Source organism: Paenibacillus sp. FW507-14B1B, assembly GCF_058781425.1.
On sequence record NZ_JBYSWS010000004.1, the window covers coordinates 358,370 to 375,361 of the forward strand.

The window sequence follows — 16,992 nt, forward strand, 5'->3', positions numbered from 1 at the left end:
CTTGTATCTACGTATTAGCGACCAGAAGCAATACATACCTGATTCCGTCCAGCATGCTTTGCTCTGTACAGCTCTCGGTCAGCCTGCTCAAGTAAATCCTTAGCATCTGCAGCGTCTATCGTATCTGGATGCACCGCAGCTCCGATAGATACGGTGATCTTTAACTTCGTACCGTCTGGCAGCTCAAAGGAATGATTCTCCACCGCAATCCGAATCTTCTCAGCAAGTGTGGTCACTTCCCCCCGTAATGTTCCAGGGACCAAGACCGAGAACTCTTCCCCACCATTTCGTGACACCTCATCCAAGGAGCGAGTATGGCTCTTTAATAACCTGCCTAGCTGCTGCAAGACTACATCTCCGGCAGCATGACCATAGGTGTCGTTTATTTTTTTGAAATGGTCAATATCGACAGCGAGAACACCTAGTCTTTCATTGAAATGTTGAGCTTCCATGAATCGCTCTAATAGAAGTTGCTCGAATTGACGCAGATTGTTCAGACTGGTGAGGTGATCGGTTTCTGAATTTTTTTTCATCTGTAGAAACAGTTTGTTAGATGCGTTAATATGCTCAGTTAAGGTATAGATAATTAGAGTACCGAGCGTAGAAATAACTAGCTGAATCGTGAACAATTCGAAGATATTACCTCGTTCTTTCAGATTGATAAGCAGCGTTAACAAGATAATGAGCAGGCTTATCAAGTTCATAAATAGCATTTTGACGAGTCGCTTTCCACGATAACAAGAGACCAATCCGCATAGGATCCCGATCAGGCAAGTGCCTATGGCTGCACTTATTGAGGAAGCGGTCAGACCGAACAAGAGCATGCGCCCAACCCCGATCAGAAAGCCTGCAATAAGGGACGGAAGCCAGCCTAAATAGCTCGCGATAACAACAATTGCTAAATGCCTGAGATCAGAAATTAACAGTGGGCTGATGGGAAACGCATAATACATCAGAATGATGCCGTAGATCCCAAAGAGCAGTCCAGCATTTATCTTTACAATATAGGAAGGAGACTGAACGCCTACGACATATCGCTGGGACAATAAACCTGAAATGTACAAGAAAGTAACGAACATGCAGAAGTTAGCAAACAGTATGTTAATCATAATAAGAAGCATTCCATTCCTCTCACATACCGATTTCAACGGTATAGATTCGCTAGTTATGCTGTTAGCGTTTTTCCTATTTTATCGGAAAATGGAATTGTTTGTCGATTAATATACGAAAATGTTGCTAATATTTATGGAGTGGTGGTTTCTTTTAACGGCAGATGAACCTCAAATATCGTCTGTGCTGGTGTACTACTTACACGGATTATACCGTGATGAGCGTCTACGATGCTTTTGACAATCGCAAGACCTAGACCTGCCCCTCCTGTTTTGTCTGTACGTGAAGCATCTGCACGATAGAACCGCTCAAAAATATGGTCAACAGCATGAGGCGGTATAGGGGGTCCAAAATTAATAACCTGTACAACAGCGTGCTGTGCATCTATTTTAACGGTTAGATTGATCCTACCTGCTTCCTTTCCATGACGAACAGCATTGGAGAGAAGATTCTCGAAGGTGCGCATTAATTTATCTCCATCTGCATGGATAATGATCTTCTCTTCAGCGGCTGTGAACACAACCTGCACGTTATCATGACGTGTGTGCCCTGCCAAGGAAAAGTCAGCCGCAAGCTGACCAAGCAGTTCTACAAGATTAATATCTGCAAGGTTCAGCGGTGAGTGTCCCATCCTTGTATATTCGAAGAGATCGTTCACCAGTCTTCCAAGCCGGAGCGACTTCTCGAATGCAATCTCTGTATAATACCGAAGCTCAACTTCATCTTTATAGCGGTCTTCGTTAACAAGTCGTAGATAACCTATAATGGACGTGAGAGGCGTGCGCAGGTCATGGGATACGTTGCTGATGAGTTCATTCTTAGCTTGTACAGCCATGCGTTCTTCCTCCATGGAAAGCTTCAGCTGTTTAGCCATTCGGTTAATATGATCAGCCATAAGTCCGAATTCATCATCAGATTTCACACGAATTTCCTGATCCAACTCTCCCCGTGCAAGACGATTCGTCCCTTCCATTAACTGATTCATCGTCACAATTGTTTTTCTACTTAGCAGGAGCACAATCCCAACGAAGAGCAGGATCCCACTGAGTGTGGCAAGAATCGGGAATCCAAAAAAACTAGCCGTCCCACGATTAATTCGAAATATCAAATCAATCCATGGGTCAGCCCAATAGGTACGTCCAAGATATCTGGCGAGGAGTAGAATGCCGAACAGTATAAGTACAGTCAGCCCTAAACTCAAGAAAAAGAGAGTAATAAGCTTCCACTGAAATTTACGCATTGATCTTATACCCAACGCCCCACACCGTCTGAATGAGTTTATAACCAAGTTCTTTTTCTAGCTTGTCCCTAAGATTGCTGATATGTACCATCACCGTATTGTTCGAAACGTAATATTTTTCTTTCCACACCTGCTGAAAAATATCCTCCGCGCTAAAGATCCGTCCTGGCTGCCGGGCAAGCAAATACAAAATATCGAATTCTCTGGCGGTGAGTGATATGTGTAGACCGTTAGCCAAAACTTCATGTGTGGTTCGATTTATTTCAAGTCCGTCTAAGTGCAAGCTATCCGGGATAGCCTGCGGTTGCTCTAAATTGTATTGCAGCGATCGCCGCAGAAGGGATTTCACCCTTGTAGTTAACTCCAGCGGATTGAATGGCTTAATCATATAATCATCTGCTCCGGTCATGAGCCCAAGGATTTTATCCATATCCTCACTCTTGGCACTTAGCATTAAGATTGGAATGGATGATGTTTCTCTGATCTTTCGGCAAGCCTCCATCCCATTTAATTTAGGCATCATCACGTCTAGGATAACGAGAACAATGGAGCCTGCTCTGGTCTCCAGCTGCATAAGTGCTTCTTCACCATCATGTGCTTTGATGACCTGAAACCCCTCGTTCTCCAAATAGATCGAGATCAGTCCTGCGATTTCCTTATCGTCATCTACCACTAATATACTTCGAATGATAAACGCCCCCAATACTTAGAACTAACATTAAGTTTACCCTAAAAAGGAAGTTAAGGTATCCCATAATGTACTATGCCTGCGGAATCCATAGTCGAGTAGCTTACGTGTTTCTGTAAATCTTTCATCAGAATCAGCAGCGCCCATTACAACAGAGATCAGACGGCTTCCGCCTCGCTCGGCCGTTCCCGTGAAGCAGTAGCCTGCTTGCCGAGTGTACCCAGTCTTAAAACCATCTGTTCCTCGATAAGCATGAGCTTCACCAGGCAACATAAGATTGGTCGTTCGTAAGGATACTTGTCGCTGCGGGATGGAGATCTCTTTCTGACGGGACACTTCAAGCACATCTGGATAGTTATGAAGAAGCCATCTCGTGAGCTTGGCAGCATCCTGAGCCGTCATCATTGTATCTGCGGAAGAGGCTGCTCCAGTGAAATCTTGAAGATCATCTGCTGTCAGACCAGACGCATTGGCGTACACGGTTTTGGCGGATAGTCCAATTGCCCGGGCTTTTGTATTCATGAGTCGCACAAAGGCAGCTTCAGATCCACTGATATGTTCTGCAATGGCGACTGCAGCATCGTTAGCTGAATGGATAACAAGTGAATCGAACAACTGCTTCAGACTGTAACTTTCACCTTCCTCGACCCCTATCTGTGATCCAGGGACGTTTGCAGCATAATGGCTGATCGATACAATCTCATCCCACGTGTGCTGCTTCGAGGCAATTGCTTCGAGAACGATAAGCTCTGTCATCATTTTGGACATGCTAGCAGGTGGAAGTGCTTGATCTCCATTATATGAATATAGGACCTTACCGGTATCTGCATTGATAAGCACAGCAGATGCCACTTTCATTTGTGGTGGGATGAATATTCTTATGATATAAACAGAGACGAAGATAACGCCTAGCGTGAGAACGATGAGTGATAGCCGAGATTGCTTTTTCCGTTTCCGCTGAAATATCGTTTGAGGTTCCGATGATCGTCTTGATATGGTATCCATCGCTAAATTACACGCCTCCAGTTATATGTATTTGCATAAATCTAATAATTGTAGTGTAGACAACTGGATTTAATTATTTATTAATCGTTTCTTAAGAAATGTTAAAGAATCACGCCAGTTAGATGGATTGACCTGATCAGAAATAAGATTTATACTTGATCTAAAAATAAATCAAAAAGGGTGAATACCTTGAAATCATTAAATTTAACGACACAACGGCAAGCAGTTTATGATATAGTCCGGCATTCAGAGGACCATCCCACCGCAGCAGACATTATGAACCGGTTGGTGGAGAAAGGAAACAATCTGGCATACGGAACCGTTTATAATTCACTTCGTTACTTAACTGACAAGCAGTTGATTCGGGAATTAAAGCTCGGTGAAGGAATGAGCCGCTACGATGCTCGTACGGATGAACATCAGCATATTATGTGTGAAATCTGTGGCAAGGTAGACGAAGTGATGACAGAGGTTCCCAAGGAGTGGACAGAAACAGTTACAGAAGAGACGGGGTACGTTATTAATCATGCACATGTAGTATTTGGGGGGGTGTGCCCAGAATGCCAAATCAAGCGGAACAAGTAATTGAACGAATTCCGATGAAAGGCCGGCAAGGGGGAAGTCTTTATGGACGTCCGACCCCCGAGGAGATAACAGATAATAAGTGTCCAGTATCCATTTTTCGCGCAGCTATGATCAGTAAGAATCCGGCCCGCGTTCATGAATTGGTTGGGATCTTGTCTGAGAACTGTTTTGATGTCATGGTGATGCGGCAGTGGGAGCCGGAGCTGCATTCTGCACTGCATACAGGATTAGTCTTGGCCGATCTGACAGGATGCACCGACGCTGAGCAGTTTGAAGTGGAGCGGAATCAGTTGCTTCCTCATTTCGAACAGATGCGTGTTCCAGTGATGTACTTGGTTAGTGCAGATCTGATGAGTCGTGCAAGTGGAAGCTTGCTGCAGGAGGAATTAATGGTATGGCCAGCTCGCTCTAAAGAGACAACGATGTATCAGGTTCAGCGAGCTATTCGTGTATATTCGGTATCCCCATTGCCTAAGGAAGAGAGCAAGAGCGTAGGCCAGCAAGTATTCAAGGACTTGTGCATAGATCGGGACAAAATGATAGTGGAACGTGCAAGCACAGTCATCCATTTAACGAAGACAGAGTATAGCCTTCTGACCCTTCTGCTGGATCGTGAGGGCGGTGTATGTACCCGAGAAGATCTGATGAGTGAAATCTGGGATACTGATTTTCTTGGGGGGAGTAATGTCGTCGATGTTCATATTAAAAGTCTGCGAAAAAAACTTGGTGATAAAGCGGGTTCCCCGCGTTATATCACAACGGTTAGAGGAGTCGGATACCGCTTGGCGGACTGATTCCTCTTTTTTTATCTTGCTGGATGTCTATTCATGTGATCTTCATTTAAGGATCATCTTTTGATCATGAAGAGGGCTTAAAGGGATGATACAATTAATTTATAAATTTAGATTCAGTCTAAAATCAAATATAGATTAATTGGAGGAATAATATATGGATCATCGTTTGACAACAAACCAAGGGGCTCCTGTAGCCGATAACCAAAATTCAAAAACAGCAGGACGCCGTGGTCCTGCGCTATTGGAAGATTATCACCTGATTGAAAAAATCGCTCATTTTGACCGAGAACGTATTCCAGAGCGGGTCGTTCATGCTCGCGGCGCAGGAGCACATGGTGTCTTTGTTGTTGAGAATAGTATGAAATCATATACCCGTGCAGCTTTCCTACAAGAAGCGGGCCAAGAAACACCGGTATTTGTCCGATTCTCCACCGTAATTCACGGAACAGGATCACCAGAGACGGCTCGTGACCCGAGAGGCTTTGCCGTTAAATTCTATACGGAAGAAGGAAACTACGATATCGTAGGTAACCATTTGCCGGTATTCTTTATCCGCGATGCGATTAAATTCCCGGATATGGTTCACTCGTTGAAACCATCACCAGAGAGTAACATTCAAGAGCCTGGACGCTACTGGGATTTCATGACCTTGACTCCGGAATCTACTCATATGATGACTTGGTTATTCTCGGATCACGGTACTCCTGCAAATTATCGTCAAATGGACGGCTTTAGTGTCCATTCCTTCAAGTGGGTGAACGCGGAAGGGAAAGTCACATACATTAAATATAAATGGGAATCCCAGCAGGGTGTTAAGACACTGAGTGCGGATGAGGTTCAAGAAGTGCAAGGACAGGACTTTAACCATGCGACTCGAGATCTGCGCGAGAACATCGCTGAAGGAAACTTCCCGAAATGGCGTCTGGTTGTCCAGATGATGTCTCCAGATGAGATGGATGACCTGTCATTCGATCCACTGGATCCAACAAAGACTTGGCCGGAAGACCGCTTCCCGTTCGTGACTGTTGGTACCATGACACTGAATCGGAACCCGCAGAACTTTTTTGCAGAGGTAGAGCAAGCTGCATTCTCACCAAGTGCACTTGTGCCGGGAATTGAACCATCTGAGGATAAATTGCTTCAAGGTAGACTCTTCTCTTACCCAGATACACAGCGTCACCGTCTTGGAGCGAATTATTTGCAAATACCAATCAACTGTCCATACGCACCTGTTAGAAATCATCAGCGTGATGGACTCATGAATGTGAATCAAGATCCGTCACCGGTTAACTATGAGCCAAACAGCTATACAAGCGGTCCGAGTGAAGACCCATCATATCGTGAGAGCGAAGCTCCTTTGGTTGGTCATGTCACACGCCAGAAGATTGAGAAGACGGACGACTTTACGCAAGCCGGTGAGCTTTACCGCTCCTTTACAGCTGAGCAGCAAGCGAATCTCCTCCGCAATCTTGTTACGGACCTTAGTCAAGTGAAGCAGGATATTCAGATGCGTGCACTGTGCAACTTTTTCCGTGCAGATGCTGGCCTTGGAGGTCGTCTTGCTGCAGGACTTGGTGTGGATGTAAGTGCATTTGTACCAGGTGCACCTCAGGTATAATTGAAGGATTTGTTCCTGGTTGTTGTTTGACCAGTTCATATAATAAAAGCAGGCTAGCCAAGGGTTTGTCCCGTTGCTGCCTGCTTTTTGTGCTTTTATAGAAACGATTCATACATACAGTGTCTTTAAGTGCAAATACAAAAGGAGTTTCAAACGTAAATAAGACCAAAGTGGCTTTATATATATAAGCAAGGCAAGTATACTGTATTAAATAACAAAACACAGCAGGTCTATCGAAGGCAAGAACGGGAGGCGAAATTATTGGCGCAACATATGAAGGGGAAGGTCATCGCACTTGCGGGTCCCCGTAAGGCAACAGATATGGCGAAACTGGTAGAGAAAATGGGCGGAACACCAGTGCTTCGTCCTGCTCAGGGAACTGTTTTTTTGGATGATGAAGCGCTTCGGGCGTCTATTACTGCTTGGGTGAGCGAACCCCCGGCCTGGAATGTGTTTACAACGGGAATCGGATTAGAAGCCATTCTGAACACAGCCGAGCAGATGGACGTACTGGACAAGTTGCTTGAAATATTAGCGAATACATCGATTGCAGCAAGAGGTTATAAGACTGTAAATGCTCTGAAAAAGCGAGGACTTGCACCGATCGTAAGAGACGACGACGGGAGTACCGCAGGATTAATTCGTTCATTTGAAGCACATGATCTCGAAGGAAAACGTGTTATGCTTCAACTCCACGGCGAATCTGCTCCGAAGCTGGTGCAGTGGCTGCAGGAGAAAGGCGCAGAGATCGATCAGATCCTTCCCTATAAGCATATTCCGCCAGAGGAGCAAGATCTTGAACTGTTGCTCGGAGAGATTCTGGAAAGTAAGGTCGATGCGGTAACGTTCACCAGTGCTCCTCAGTTCCGCTTCTTATCTGAATATGCCCGCAAAGAAGACAAGTTTGATGCATTAATCCATGCGTTCGAAGATAACGTCATCGCAGTTGCTGTCGGTAAAGTAACGGCTCAAGGCCTTCGTGAAGAAGGGGTCGAAGTGAAGGTTGTGCCGGAAGAGGAACGAATGGGCAGTATGATGGTTGAACTTGGACGATATTTTGCCCAGACAACGATTTCTTCTTAAATGTGACTATGTTACGTGCATATCGGGAAAATTGATAGTACGGTAATAAGAAGAGCGTATGCAAGATACACTTAATTAAGCAAGGAGGTCTCTATCTATGGATAGAAAAAAAGCACTATTACTGGGAAGCTATACGCATCCTAAATTTCACCCACTTCAAGGAATCGATACACAAATCTCTCACTTATTGAATGATAAGTTTACGGTGCAGTGCACCGAGAATCATAAAATGTTGAAGGAAAGCAACCTGTACCCTTACGATCTCTGCATCGCTTATAGCGATTTATGGGATGAGAAGGTATCCCCACAGCAAACGGCAGGACTACTGTCTTATGTAAGTGGCGGCGGCGGACTACTAGTCATTCATAACGGGATTACACTTGCTAATCGATATGAACTGGCTCAGTTAATCGGAGCAAGATTTGACGGCCACCCACCCATTCAAAAGCTGTCGTTCACTCCAGCTGCACCTGGACATGATATTATGAAAGGGATTGAGCCGTTCGAACTTGAGGAAGAAGCCTACCGCTTCATATTTGATCCTTTTACAGATAAAACCGTATTGCTTCAATATGAGCATGAGGGGCAATTCTGGCCGGCAGCTTGGTGTCACACTTATGGGATTGGAAGAGTTGTATTCTTGATGCCAGGTCACCACGAGCCAACGTTTATTCAGCCACCAGTGAGATCCATGATCACACAGGCTGCGAAATGGGCATCACGTTTCCCAGGATAATTGTTCATCGGGACTTTTATGTTCGTGGAAGCACGCCGTTTTTTTCTTATATGTATTCAGGGTATAATGAACCTAAGACTAAGACCGGGAGGAAAAAACCATGAGTGATCTTTTTAAAAAAGCAATCTCGCTAGGATTAGGCCTTACCGTAGTCAGCAAGGAAAAAGTTGAAAAAGTAGTGGATGATTTGGTGAAGCGGGGAGAGCTAGCCCCGGATGAATCTAAAGCGCTTGTGAGTCGACTTATTGAGCGCGGAGATGAAGAACAGTCCCAAATTAAGACGTTCATACAAGATCAAGTAAAGCGTGTATTATCTGAACTGGATGTTCCGACTGAGAATGATATCGTCAGCCTGGAACAGCGGATTGCGGCTCTGGAGAAGAAAGTAGAAGAGCTGGAAGGGCCACGGTCCGAATAAATGGCTGTTCGTATCAGACATGCCGGAAGGTACCGGGAAATCGCCATGGCGCTTATGCGTCATGGCTTTGGCTATATGGTGGAGGAGATGGGACTATTTCATATTCTCTCACTTCCTGTGAGATGGATATCTCATGAGGAGCCAGAGAGTATTAAACTGGGTGAGAGAATTCGGCGAGTACTCGAAGATTTAGGTCCGGCCTTCGTTAAGTTTGGCCAGTTGGCTAGCACGCGTTCGGATCTATTACCGGACCATATTATACAGGAATTGGTGAAACTGCAGGAGCGGGTGCCTCCCTTTTCTTCAGAAAGCGCCAGGGCACTGATTGAGCATGAGTGGGGGGTTCCTATTGATCAGGTGCTTCACTCATTCGAGGACCAGCCGCTTGCCGCAGCTTCGATCGGTCAGGTACATACCGGGGTATTGAAGAGCGGAGAGACGGTTGCCATAAAAGTTCAGCGCCCTGGTGTTGAGAAGATGATTGGAAGAGATCTTGAAATTCTAAAGGACATGGTTTCTTTAGCGGAGAAACATTGGGATTGGGTGAAACAATACCGGGTTGACCGGATTGTAGACGAATTTGCCCGTGCGGTCTTGACCGAGATGGACTACAGTCATGAAGCGCGGAATTCAGAGAAGATCGCTGCAGGGTTTATCGAGAATAAGGACTTTGAAATACCCTCAATATACTGGGAATATACAACATCAAGAGTACTTATGATGGAATATGTTGAGGGCATTACCCTGAGTAGAAGCAAGGAACTTGCGGACAAGGGTTATGACTTGAAGGCGGTAGCCGAGCATTTAATCGAGGGCATGCTCCACCAAATATTTATTGAAGGTTTTTTCCATGCGGATCCTCATCCCGGTAATTTGCTGGTGAAGAAAGACGGGAAGCTGGTATTCTTGGATTTTGGCTTAGTGGGTCACCTGAGTGAGGATATGAAGGGCCATTTATCGGGGCTGATTATCGCACTGATGCGGCGGAGTACGGATGGTATGATTCGCTCCATTCTCCGCATGGGATTAGTACCGGATGAGTGTGATCTTGAGCATTTAAGATCCGATATGGAACGACTGAGAAATGAATATTTGGATGTTCCTTTTGCCCAGGTAAAAGTGGGAAAGGCGCTTAGTGATCTATTCGGTGTGGCTCAGCGTCATCAGATCATTCTGCCGGCAGATTTAACACTGCTCGGCAAGTCATTACTAACCCTTGAGGGTGTTATTGAGCAGCTGGATCCAAAGATCAGTATCATCGACATGGCTGAGCCCTTTGGTCGTAAATTACTTAAGGAACGTTACAATTCTCGCCGGATCGGGCGTAAGGTGTTAGATGGGGTAACAAGTCTTGCCGAAGGGCTGCTCGATCTGCCAGGACAGGCGAGACAATTGTCTGCATTGATTAGTAAGGGGAAGCTGAAGGTAGAGATCAGTGTGCCTGAACTACAGGCGCTTATGCGTAAAATGGATCAGATCAGTAATCGTCTATCCTTCAGCATAGTACTGCTGGCGTTTAGCATCATCATGGTCGGCTTGATCATCGGTTCATCTTTAAGCCGTCAACCGACGATGCTATGGAATTTTCCAGCGATTGAGATTGGATTTATTGTGGCGTTGCTTATGGTGGCCTGGTTGCTGTATTCCATTTTTAAATCGGGAAGGTTTTAAGGATTAACAGGCGTGAAGCACTCTTATGTGGAAGAGCGTATCTGCTTTCGATGATGAATGAAGGTCTGTACCCCCATAAGAAACCATTCGATAAGATGGTAGAATATTGAAATGGATAGAGCCTGAAGAAATCCACTAACATGGAAACCTGGAACAACTATAGAGATCAAATACAGGAGACAGGTATCTGTGATCATCGTGATGCACTGTTTGGTATAGATGGTAGCATCCCTTCCGATCCATAACCGCAGCAGACCGATACTAAGGGGATGGACTAGACTCTCGAATAAGAGAAATAAGACAAGAACAACTAGTGCAAAGCTGAGCAGGCTGCCTACATTCTCATAGGATATAATCTGAGTGTAGTTAGCTGTTGTATGAAATAACAAGTCGAACAGGACAGAAAATATCAGGACAGGTACAATGATAAATGTGGACAAGGTCGGAATGAGCCACAGCTTCATTCGCAAGGAAACTTGACCCTTACGATCCCTGCGCGTGATATAATTAATGGTCAGGTTCATGATTCCGAACAGCAACATGAGCACGAGGAAGGCTAGTATAAGCTGAACTGCATTCATACAAGTACCTCCTTGTCGTAAATATGAACTATACACTGACATTACCAGAGAGCGAAGCTTTTGTCAGTTTCTTTTGGAATGTCACTCAAAACAATCCGGATGTTACCGGGAAATACTATAAATGAGGTGGAACGTTTGCCGAACTTTCAACAATTGGGCATTGACGAACAAATGGTACGGACGCTAAAAGAACAAGGAATTACCGTGCCGACGCCGGTACAGCTGGAGAGCATTCCTCCGCTGCTGGCTGGAAAGGATGTCATTGCCCGTGCACGCACCGGGACAGGCAAAACGCTTGCTTTTCTGCTACCCATTCTGCAGCGGATTGACCCGAAACGCGCATATCCGCAAGCGCTGATTGTAGCGCCTACGCGTGAACTAGCTCTCCAAATAACGGAGGAAGCACGAAAGCTGACTTCCGGAGCAGAAGATGGAGTGAAAATCTTGGTTGTTTATGGTGGTCAAGATGTGGAGAAACAGCTTCGTAAGCTGGAGGGTGGACGTCATTTAATCATCGGAACACCAGGAAGACTTCTGGACCATTTACGCAGAGGTACATTGGAGCTTGGTGGCGTAAAACAACTCGTTCTAGACGAGGCTGATCAGATGTTGCACATGGGATTTTTGGATGAAGTAGAGGCTGTCATTGCAGCGCTTCCGTATCGTCGCCAGACCATGTTGTTCTCCGCTACGATGCCTGCAGGTGTGAAGCAGCTGGCAGGTAACTATATGAACCAGCCAGAGGATATTGTAATTAAAGGTGCTTCCCCAATCCCACTTGAACAGATTAAGCAGGTAGTTGTGGAGTGCAGTGACCGTGCTAAGCAGGACGCACTTCGAGGTATGATTGAACAGTATCGTCCGTTCTTGGCGATTATTTTCTGCCGTACGAAGCGCCGGGCATCGACACTGAACGAAGCATTGTTAGCCCACGGCTATCAATCAGACGAGCTCCACGGTGATTTGTCTCAAGCCAAACGGGAAGCGGTAATGAAGCGATTCCGGGATGCGAAGCTTCAGCTTCTGGTAGCAACGGATGTTGCGGCTCGGGGATTAGACGTGGAAGGTGTCACTCATGTATTTAACTACGATATTCCGCATGATGTAGAGAGCTATATTCACCGAATTGGCCGGACAGGTCGTGCTGGTGGTAATGGTATGGCCATCACATTCGCATCTCCAAGAGATCGTGGAGAGCTGGAGAAGATCGAACAGGGCATTTCACTACGTCTGAAACGGACTCGCTGGGATGGTGCAAGCGGTGAGATGCGTGAATCTACCGGAAATAGTAGTTTAGGTGAAGGCAGACCACGCAGAACGGCTTCAGGAGCGTCACGTGATCGTGATCGTTCCGGATCGGATCGCAGCAGTGGCAACCGCACAAGCCGTGCTCGGGATATCTCTGCTGCACGTGACTATGATCGAGGTGAGGGGCGCAGACGTCCAGAGGCAGGAGGACGTGGTGGTAACGCTTCGCGTTCCCAAGAAGCTCGCGGTAGCCGCAGTGAGGCTTCGGCAGGGACAGGAAGTGCACGGAAGAATAAAGACAATCGCAGACAGGATACACGTCAAGGGGCAAGATCAGGTGCACCGAGCAGTGATCGTGGTCAGGGCGGTTGGAGCAAAGGTGGTATAGGCTCCGGACGTAAAGCTCCAGAGGGAGCTGGCAAGGCAAGAACCTCAGGCGGCCGTGGAACGAACGGGCCAAGCCGAGGTGGGAGCGCGAACCGTGAGGGTGGACGAAGCCAAAGCGGTGGACGTCGTGGCCGTAATCGCTAATTGATACAAGAATAATGTAAATTCATAGATTCAAGCTGTTTTGGGCAGGTTAAGTAAAATACGTTACCATAGTCAATGTATAAGGAGGCGTTACCATGTCTGAACATAATCATGTAGTGAAGAAAAATGGTGATTTGGATATGAGTAAGATGGATGACGCAATCAGCCGGATTGACGATGGCGAAAAGGATCGAATTCTAAAGAACTTCGACTCTTTCAAATCGTATTTACACCAGCGCATTCAACTGGCACAAAGTATCGGCTTGAATGATGAACAGCTTGCTCAAGCTGCCGAGAAGGTGGCCGGATATTTGGCTGCGAATGAAGAACCACGTAACAGTGAAGAGAAATTGTTACAAGAATTGTGGAAAGTCGGCACACAAGAAGAGCAGCATAAGCTTGCTCATCTGTTAGTTAAGTTGGCTCAAGGCAAGGCAGAATAGTAACAGTAGATAATGAAGTATCATATCCTTCTTTCGACCCAAGTCGGAGAAGGATTTTTTTGTTTTTATTTTTGTGGGGGATAACATAATTCAGCAGGGTCCTACCTCTCTGCGTTCGAAATATGATCTGATTTGCGTTATAATACAGATAACCAGAAAATACTATTCATTCTTCATATAAATTAGGAAGATCTTTCACAAAAGGTTTTTCTCGAGTGTATGTATCCCTGTCTGCTGTGCAGGATGTGAGTTGAGAGAGCGTAGAAAGTGATAGGACTACCACAATGGGAGCCGGTCTGTTAATGAACAGCCCGGCTTTCTTATAACTCTTACAGAACAATAATAAATTTGTTGAACAGCAGTGATCACGATTTCGGCGGAGTGAATAATGCGAGGAGGAATGCACCCTGAGCATACAACATAGCACCGCAGGAGAGAAACTGTTAACTCAGGCGGGAGATTTGGCGGATTGGGTTACGGACAAGCAGTACACACGGCAACCTGACTTGATAGAGCGTTTCGGCCCCTTAGGCAGAATGAGAACCAAGCAGGATTCGTTATACACCTTGAATTACTTAGCCGAGAGCGTTCTTGTGAACAGTTCGACACTGTTTATTCACTACGTATCTTGGCTAAAAGTTTTACTTGCAGGATATAAGGTATCTGATGAAGATGTGAGAGTGAATCTGGAGACGATTAGAGAGGCAATTGTTGAGAAATTCGATCATCCTGACAAATCGTTGGTGCTGAAGCATCTTGAGCTAGCAATGAATGAGCCAGCGGCGCCAACTCCAAGTTTTATTAAGCCGGATAGCCCTCTAGCTGCAGAGGCGGAGGCTTATCTGAAGGCATTACTAGATGGCGAGCGACGACAAGCTGTAGCTATCGTTCATCAACTTATGGATGAAGGTGTTCCGGTTAAAGCGCTGTATAAGCATATTTTTCAAGCAACCCAATATGAGATTGGACGTTTATGGCATAATAAGACGCTCACTGTGGCACAGGAACATTATTGTACCGCGGTTACGCAATCGATTATATCGAGTCTCTACCCTCATTGGATCGGAAAAGGACATAAGGGTCTTCGGATGATAGCGGCTTGTGTTGGTAGTGAAATGCATGAGATTGGACTACGCATGGTTGCAGATACGTTTGAGATGGAAGGCTGGGACACCTACTATTTGGGAGCCAATGTACCTGACCAGAGTATAGTGCAAGCCATTGTGGAATATAAAGCGGATCTAATCGCTATTTCTGCTACAATGACTTATCACGTTCATCTGGTGCGCGAGTTGATCATGAAGATCAAAGCGGAACCTTCTGCTTGTGGCGTAAAGATCATGGTTGGAGGGTTTCCCTTTAATCTAGATCCAAACCTTTGGCAAGAAGTAGGTGCCGATGGATATGCGCCAGATGCCGAGACTACCGTATCTTTAGCAGAAGAGCTTGTTACTCCAATAATTAATAGTTGAGGTACAAGGTCGGTGTAGACCACCAGGAAGGGGGTAATCCCTTGCAACCATCGAACAGTGAAATGGATCATTTGAAGAATACAATCGAGCGTTTATCTGATCAAATTATTCGCAGTAAAGCGCAGGAAGAGAAGGCATTAACTGAGTTTTCTGCGATGAATAACGAACTAGTCACTTTACAACGTCAACTAGCAAAGACAAATGCAGAGCTTACAGAGGCACGTATTGCTGCCGAGCGGGCCAACGAAGCCAAGAGTTCACTTCTAGCCATGATTAGTCATGAGATTAGAACCCCGATGAGCGGTATTATTGGTATGACGGAGCTTATAGAGAGTGAAGAGCTATCTGTTGAACACCGTGAAATGATGAATGTGATACAAGATTCAGCGGGATTATTATTAAATATGATCAATGACCTGCTGGATTTATCTAAAATAGATGCTGGCAAAATGGAACTCAAGACGCAGCAAGTTCGGATTCAGTCCATAATTGACCATATCGTTAAACTACTTGATATTAAAATTAAAAATAATGGGAATATCCTACTATTTCATATAGATGAGGAAATGAATGAGAATCTCATCGGAGATTCTGGTCGATTGACTCAAATTTTACTCAACTTGTTGAGCAATGCGAATAAATTTACGAGCTATGGTCATCTGAACCTACGAGTGAAATTGCTAGAAGACGCACAGAATTACCAGTATATCCGCTTTGAGGTGGAGGATAACGGGATCGGAATATCAGCAGAGGATCAAGATAGACTATTCCAGCCCTATACTCAGACAGAAGAAGGTAGTTCACCTCAGTATGGTGGTACTGGACTCGGGCTTTCGATATGTAAATCTTTTGTTGAACTAATGAATGGACAGATCGGGGTGGATAGTGAGCCAGGAAAAGGTTCCTGTTTCTGGTTTGAAGTTCAGCTTTATAAAGGTGATCGAGCTGTGAATTCAGATCATGAAGACCCACAAAACCATTCAAATCTGGATCTAGAACGATTAGATAACCGTACAGTGAATGTGTTAGCGCCGGTTCTTGTTGCTGAAGATAACCCCATTAATCGTCAAGTGATCGTGATGCAGCTTAGAAAGCTGGGTGTTCACGATGTTGATACCGTTAAAGATGGTGAAGAAGTCATCCTTGCAGCCCGGAGAAGAAATTATTCATTAATATTTATGGACCAAATGATGCCGAAGATAAAGGGTTTGGAAGCTGCTGTAAGAATTCGAGAATATGAAACTGCCAAGGCGTTAGAACATGTTCCGATCATAGCATTAACAGGCAATGCAAGTGAAAGTGTGCTGGACCAATGTTTGAATGCGGGTATGAATGATTATTTACCGAAGCCATCCACTGTGGAATCGCTGGCAAAAATTTTGCGAAGATGGCTTCCATCTGCTCAAGAAACGTTGATTCTCGATGATTCAATCATTCGGGAAATTCAAGCTCTGAGTATGGGGGAAGAGAGCGATTTGTTATCCGTTCTTTTTCGAATGTATACTGAAGATACACCAGGAAAAATAAATGAACTTCAGCAGAATGTAGAGGATCTTGATGCGGACAGGATTGCGGCTGTAGCACATGATCTCAAATCAAGTAGTCTAAGTCTGGGAATTGTCCGTTTATCTGACTTATTGACCCAGATTGAGACGGCTGCTAAAGAGGGCCGGATCGATACCTACAAGGAAACGGTTAAATTGTTGCTCCCAGCTTATGAAGAAGCATGTGAAGCATTACAACAGTACCTACAATGAGGAGGAAATGAA

Annotated in this window: 16 protein-coding genes; 11 read left to right on the plus strand and 5 right to left on the minus strand. The window is 45.3% G+C overall.

The genetic code is table 11. The features are described from left to right. Positions 1-14: 14 nt before the first annotated feature. The 4 genes from AC3WJJ_RS20320 to AC3WJJ_RS20335 all read right to left on the minus strand — a co-directional run bounded on the left by AC3WJJ_RS20320 (position 15) and on the right by AC3WJJ_RS20335 (position 4,043). Positions 15-1,109, minus strand: coding sequence for a GGDEF domain-containing protein (locus AC3WJJ_RS20320; protein ID WP_492543491.1), 1,095 nt, complete (start codon positions 1,107-1,109; stop codon positions 15-17). Between the two features lie 134 nt (positions 1,110-1,243). Beyond that, the gene (locus AC3WJJ_RS20325; RefSeq protein ID WP_492543492.1) at positions 1,244-2,311 is read right to left on the minus strand and encodes a sensor histidine kinase; all 1,068 of its coding nucleotides are present in this window, start codon (positions 2,309-2,311) and stop codon (positions 1,244-1,246) included. 31 nt (positions 2,312-2,342) lie between these two features. After that, positions 2,343-3,041: a response regulator transcription factor gene (locus AC3WJJ_RS20330; RefSeq protein WP_492543620.1), complete on the minus strand. Its 699-nt coding sequence runs from the start codon at positions 3,039-3,041 to the stop codon at positions 2,343-2,345. Between the two features lie 33 nt (positions 3,042-3,074). Beyond that, positions 3,075-4,043, minus strand: coding sequence for a D-alanyl-D-alanine carboxypeptidase family protein (locus AC3WJJ_RS20335; protein WP_492543493.1), 969 nt, complete (start codon positions 4,041-4,043; stop codon positions 3,075-3,077). Positions 4,044-4,232: 189 nt separating this feature from the next. On the opposite strand from AC3WJJ_RS20335, the gene AC3WJJ_RS20340 reads away from it, so the two are divergent. The 7 genes from AC3WJJ_RS20340 (at position 4,233) to AC3WJJ_RS20370 (ending at position 10,948) form a co-directional block, all read left to right on the plus strand. Then, positions 4,233-4,628, plus strand: a complete 396-nt coding sequence (locus AC3WJJ_RS20340; RefSeq protein ID WP_422658675.1) for a Fur family transcriptional regulator — start codon at positions 4,233-4,235, stop codon at positions 4,626-4,628. Next, positions 4,604-5,422: a winged helix-turn-helix domain-containing protein gene (locus AC3WJJ_RS20345; protein WP_492543494.1), complete on the plus strand. Its 819-nt coding sequence runs from the start codon at positions 4,604-4,606 to the stop codon at positions 5,420-5,422. Before AC3WJJ_RS20340 ends, AC3WJJ_RS20345 begins: the two co-directional genes overlap by 25 nt. 154 nt (positions 5,423-5,576) lie before the next feature. Then, positions 5,577-7,040 (plus strand): catalase, encoded by a 1,464-nt coding sequence (locus tag AC3WJJ_RS20350; protein WP_492543495.1) that lies wholly within the window; start codon positions 5,577-5,579, stop codon positions 7,038-7,040. Positions 7,041-7,301: 261 nt separating this feature from the next. Next, the gene (locus AC3WJJ_RS20355) at positions 7,302-8,123 is read left to right on the plus strand and encodes a uroporphyrinogen-III synthase (protein WP_492543496.1); all 822 of its coding nucleotides are present in this window, start codon (positions 7,302-7,304) and stop codon (positions 8,121-8,123) included. Between the two features lie 97 nt (positions 8,124-8,220). Beyond that, positions 8,221-8,859, plus strand: a complete 639-nt coding sequence (locus AC3WJJ_RS20360; RefSeq protein ID WP_422658671.1) for a ThuA domain-containing protein — start codon at positions 8,221-8,223, stop codon at positions 8,857-8,859. 100 nt (positions 8,860-8,959) lie between these two features. Beyond that, positions 8,960-9,277 carry a phasin family protein gene (locus AC3WJJ_RS20365; RefSeq protein WP_422658670.1) on the plus strand — a complete coding sequence of 106 codons (318 nt, stop codon included), beginning with the start codon at positions 8,960-8,962 and terminating at the stop codon, positions 9,275-9,277. Then, a complete protein-coding gene (locus tag AC3WJJ_RS20370) occupies positions 9,278-10,948 on the plus strand; it encodes an ABC1 kinase family protein (RefSeq protein ID WP_492543497.1) in 1,671 nt (556 codons plus the stop codon). A gap of 23 nt (positions 10,949-10,971) precedes the next feature. Here the strand turns inward: AC3WJJ_RS20370 and AC3WJJ_RS20375 are convergent, their stop codons facing one another. Next, positions 10,972-11,529, minus strand: coding sequence for a hypothetical protein (locus AC3WJJ_RS20375; protein ID WP_492543498.1), 558 nt, complete (start codon positions 11,527-11,529; stop codon positions 10,972-10,974). 99 nt (positions 11,530-11,628) lie between these two features. On the opposite strand from AC3WJJ_RS20375, the gene AC3WJJ_RS20380 reads away from it, so the two are divergent. From AC3WJJ_RS20380 to AC3WJJ_RS20395, 4 genes are all read left to right on the plus strand, one after another. Beyond that, entirely contained in the window at positions 11,629-13,308 is a 1,680-nt protein-coding gene (locus AC3WJJ_RS20380; protein WP_492543621.1) for a DEAD/DEAH box helicase, read from the plus strand. Positions 13,309-13,403: 95 nt separating this feature from the next. Continuing rightward, positions 13,404-13,751: a DUF3243 domain-containing protein gene (locus tag AC3WJJ_RS20385; protein ID WP_422658666.1), complete on the plus strand. Its 348-nt coding sequence runs from the start codon at positions 13,404-13,406 to the stop codon at positions 13,749-13,751. A 461-nt stretch (positions 13,752-14,212) separates the two neighbouring features. After that, positions 14,213-15,223, plus strand: coding sequence for a cobalamin B12-binding domain-containing protein (locus tag AC3WJJ_RS20390; protein WP_492543499.1), 1,011 nt, complete (start codon positions 14,213-14,215; stop codon positions 15,221-15,223). 41 nt (positions 15,224-15,264) lie between these two features. Continuing rightward, on the plus strand, positions 15,265-16,980 hold the full coding sequence (locus AC3WJJ_RS20395) for an ATP-binding protein (protein ID WP_492543500.1): 1,716 nt from the start codon (positions 15,265-15,267) through the stop codon (positions 16,978-16,980). Positions 16,981-16,992: the final 12 nt, after the last annotated feature.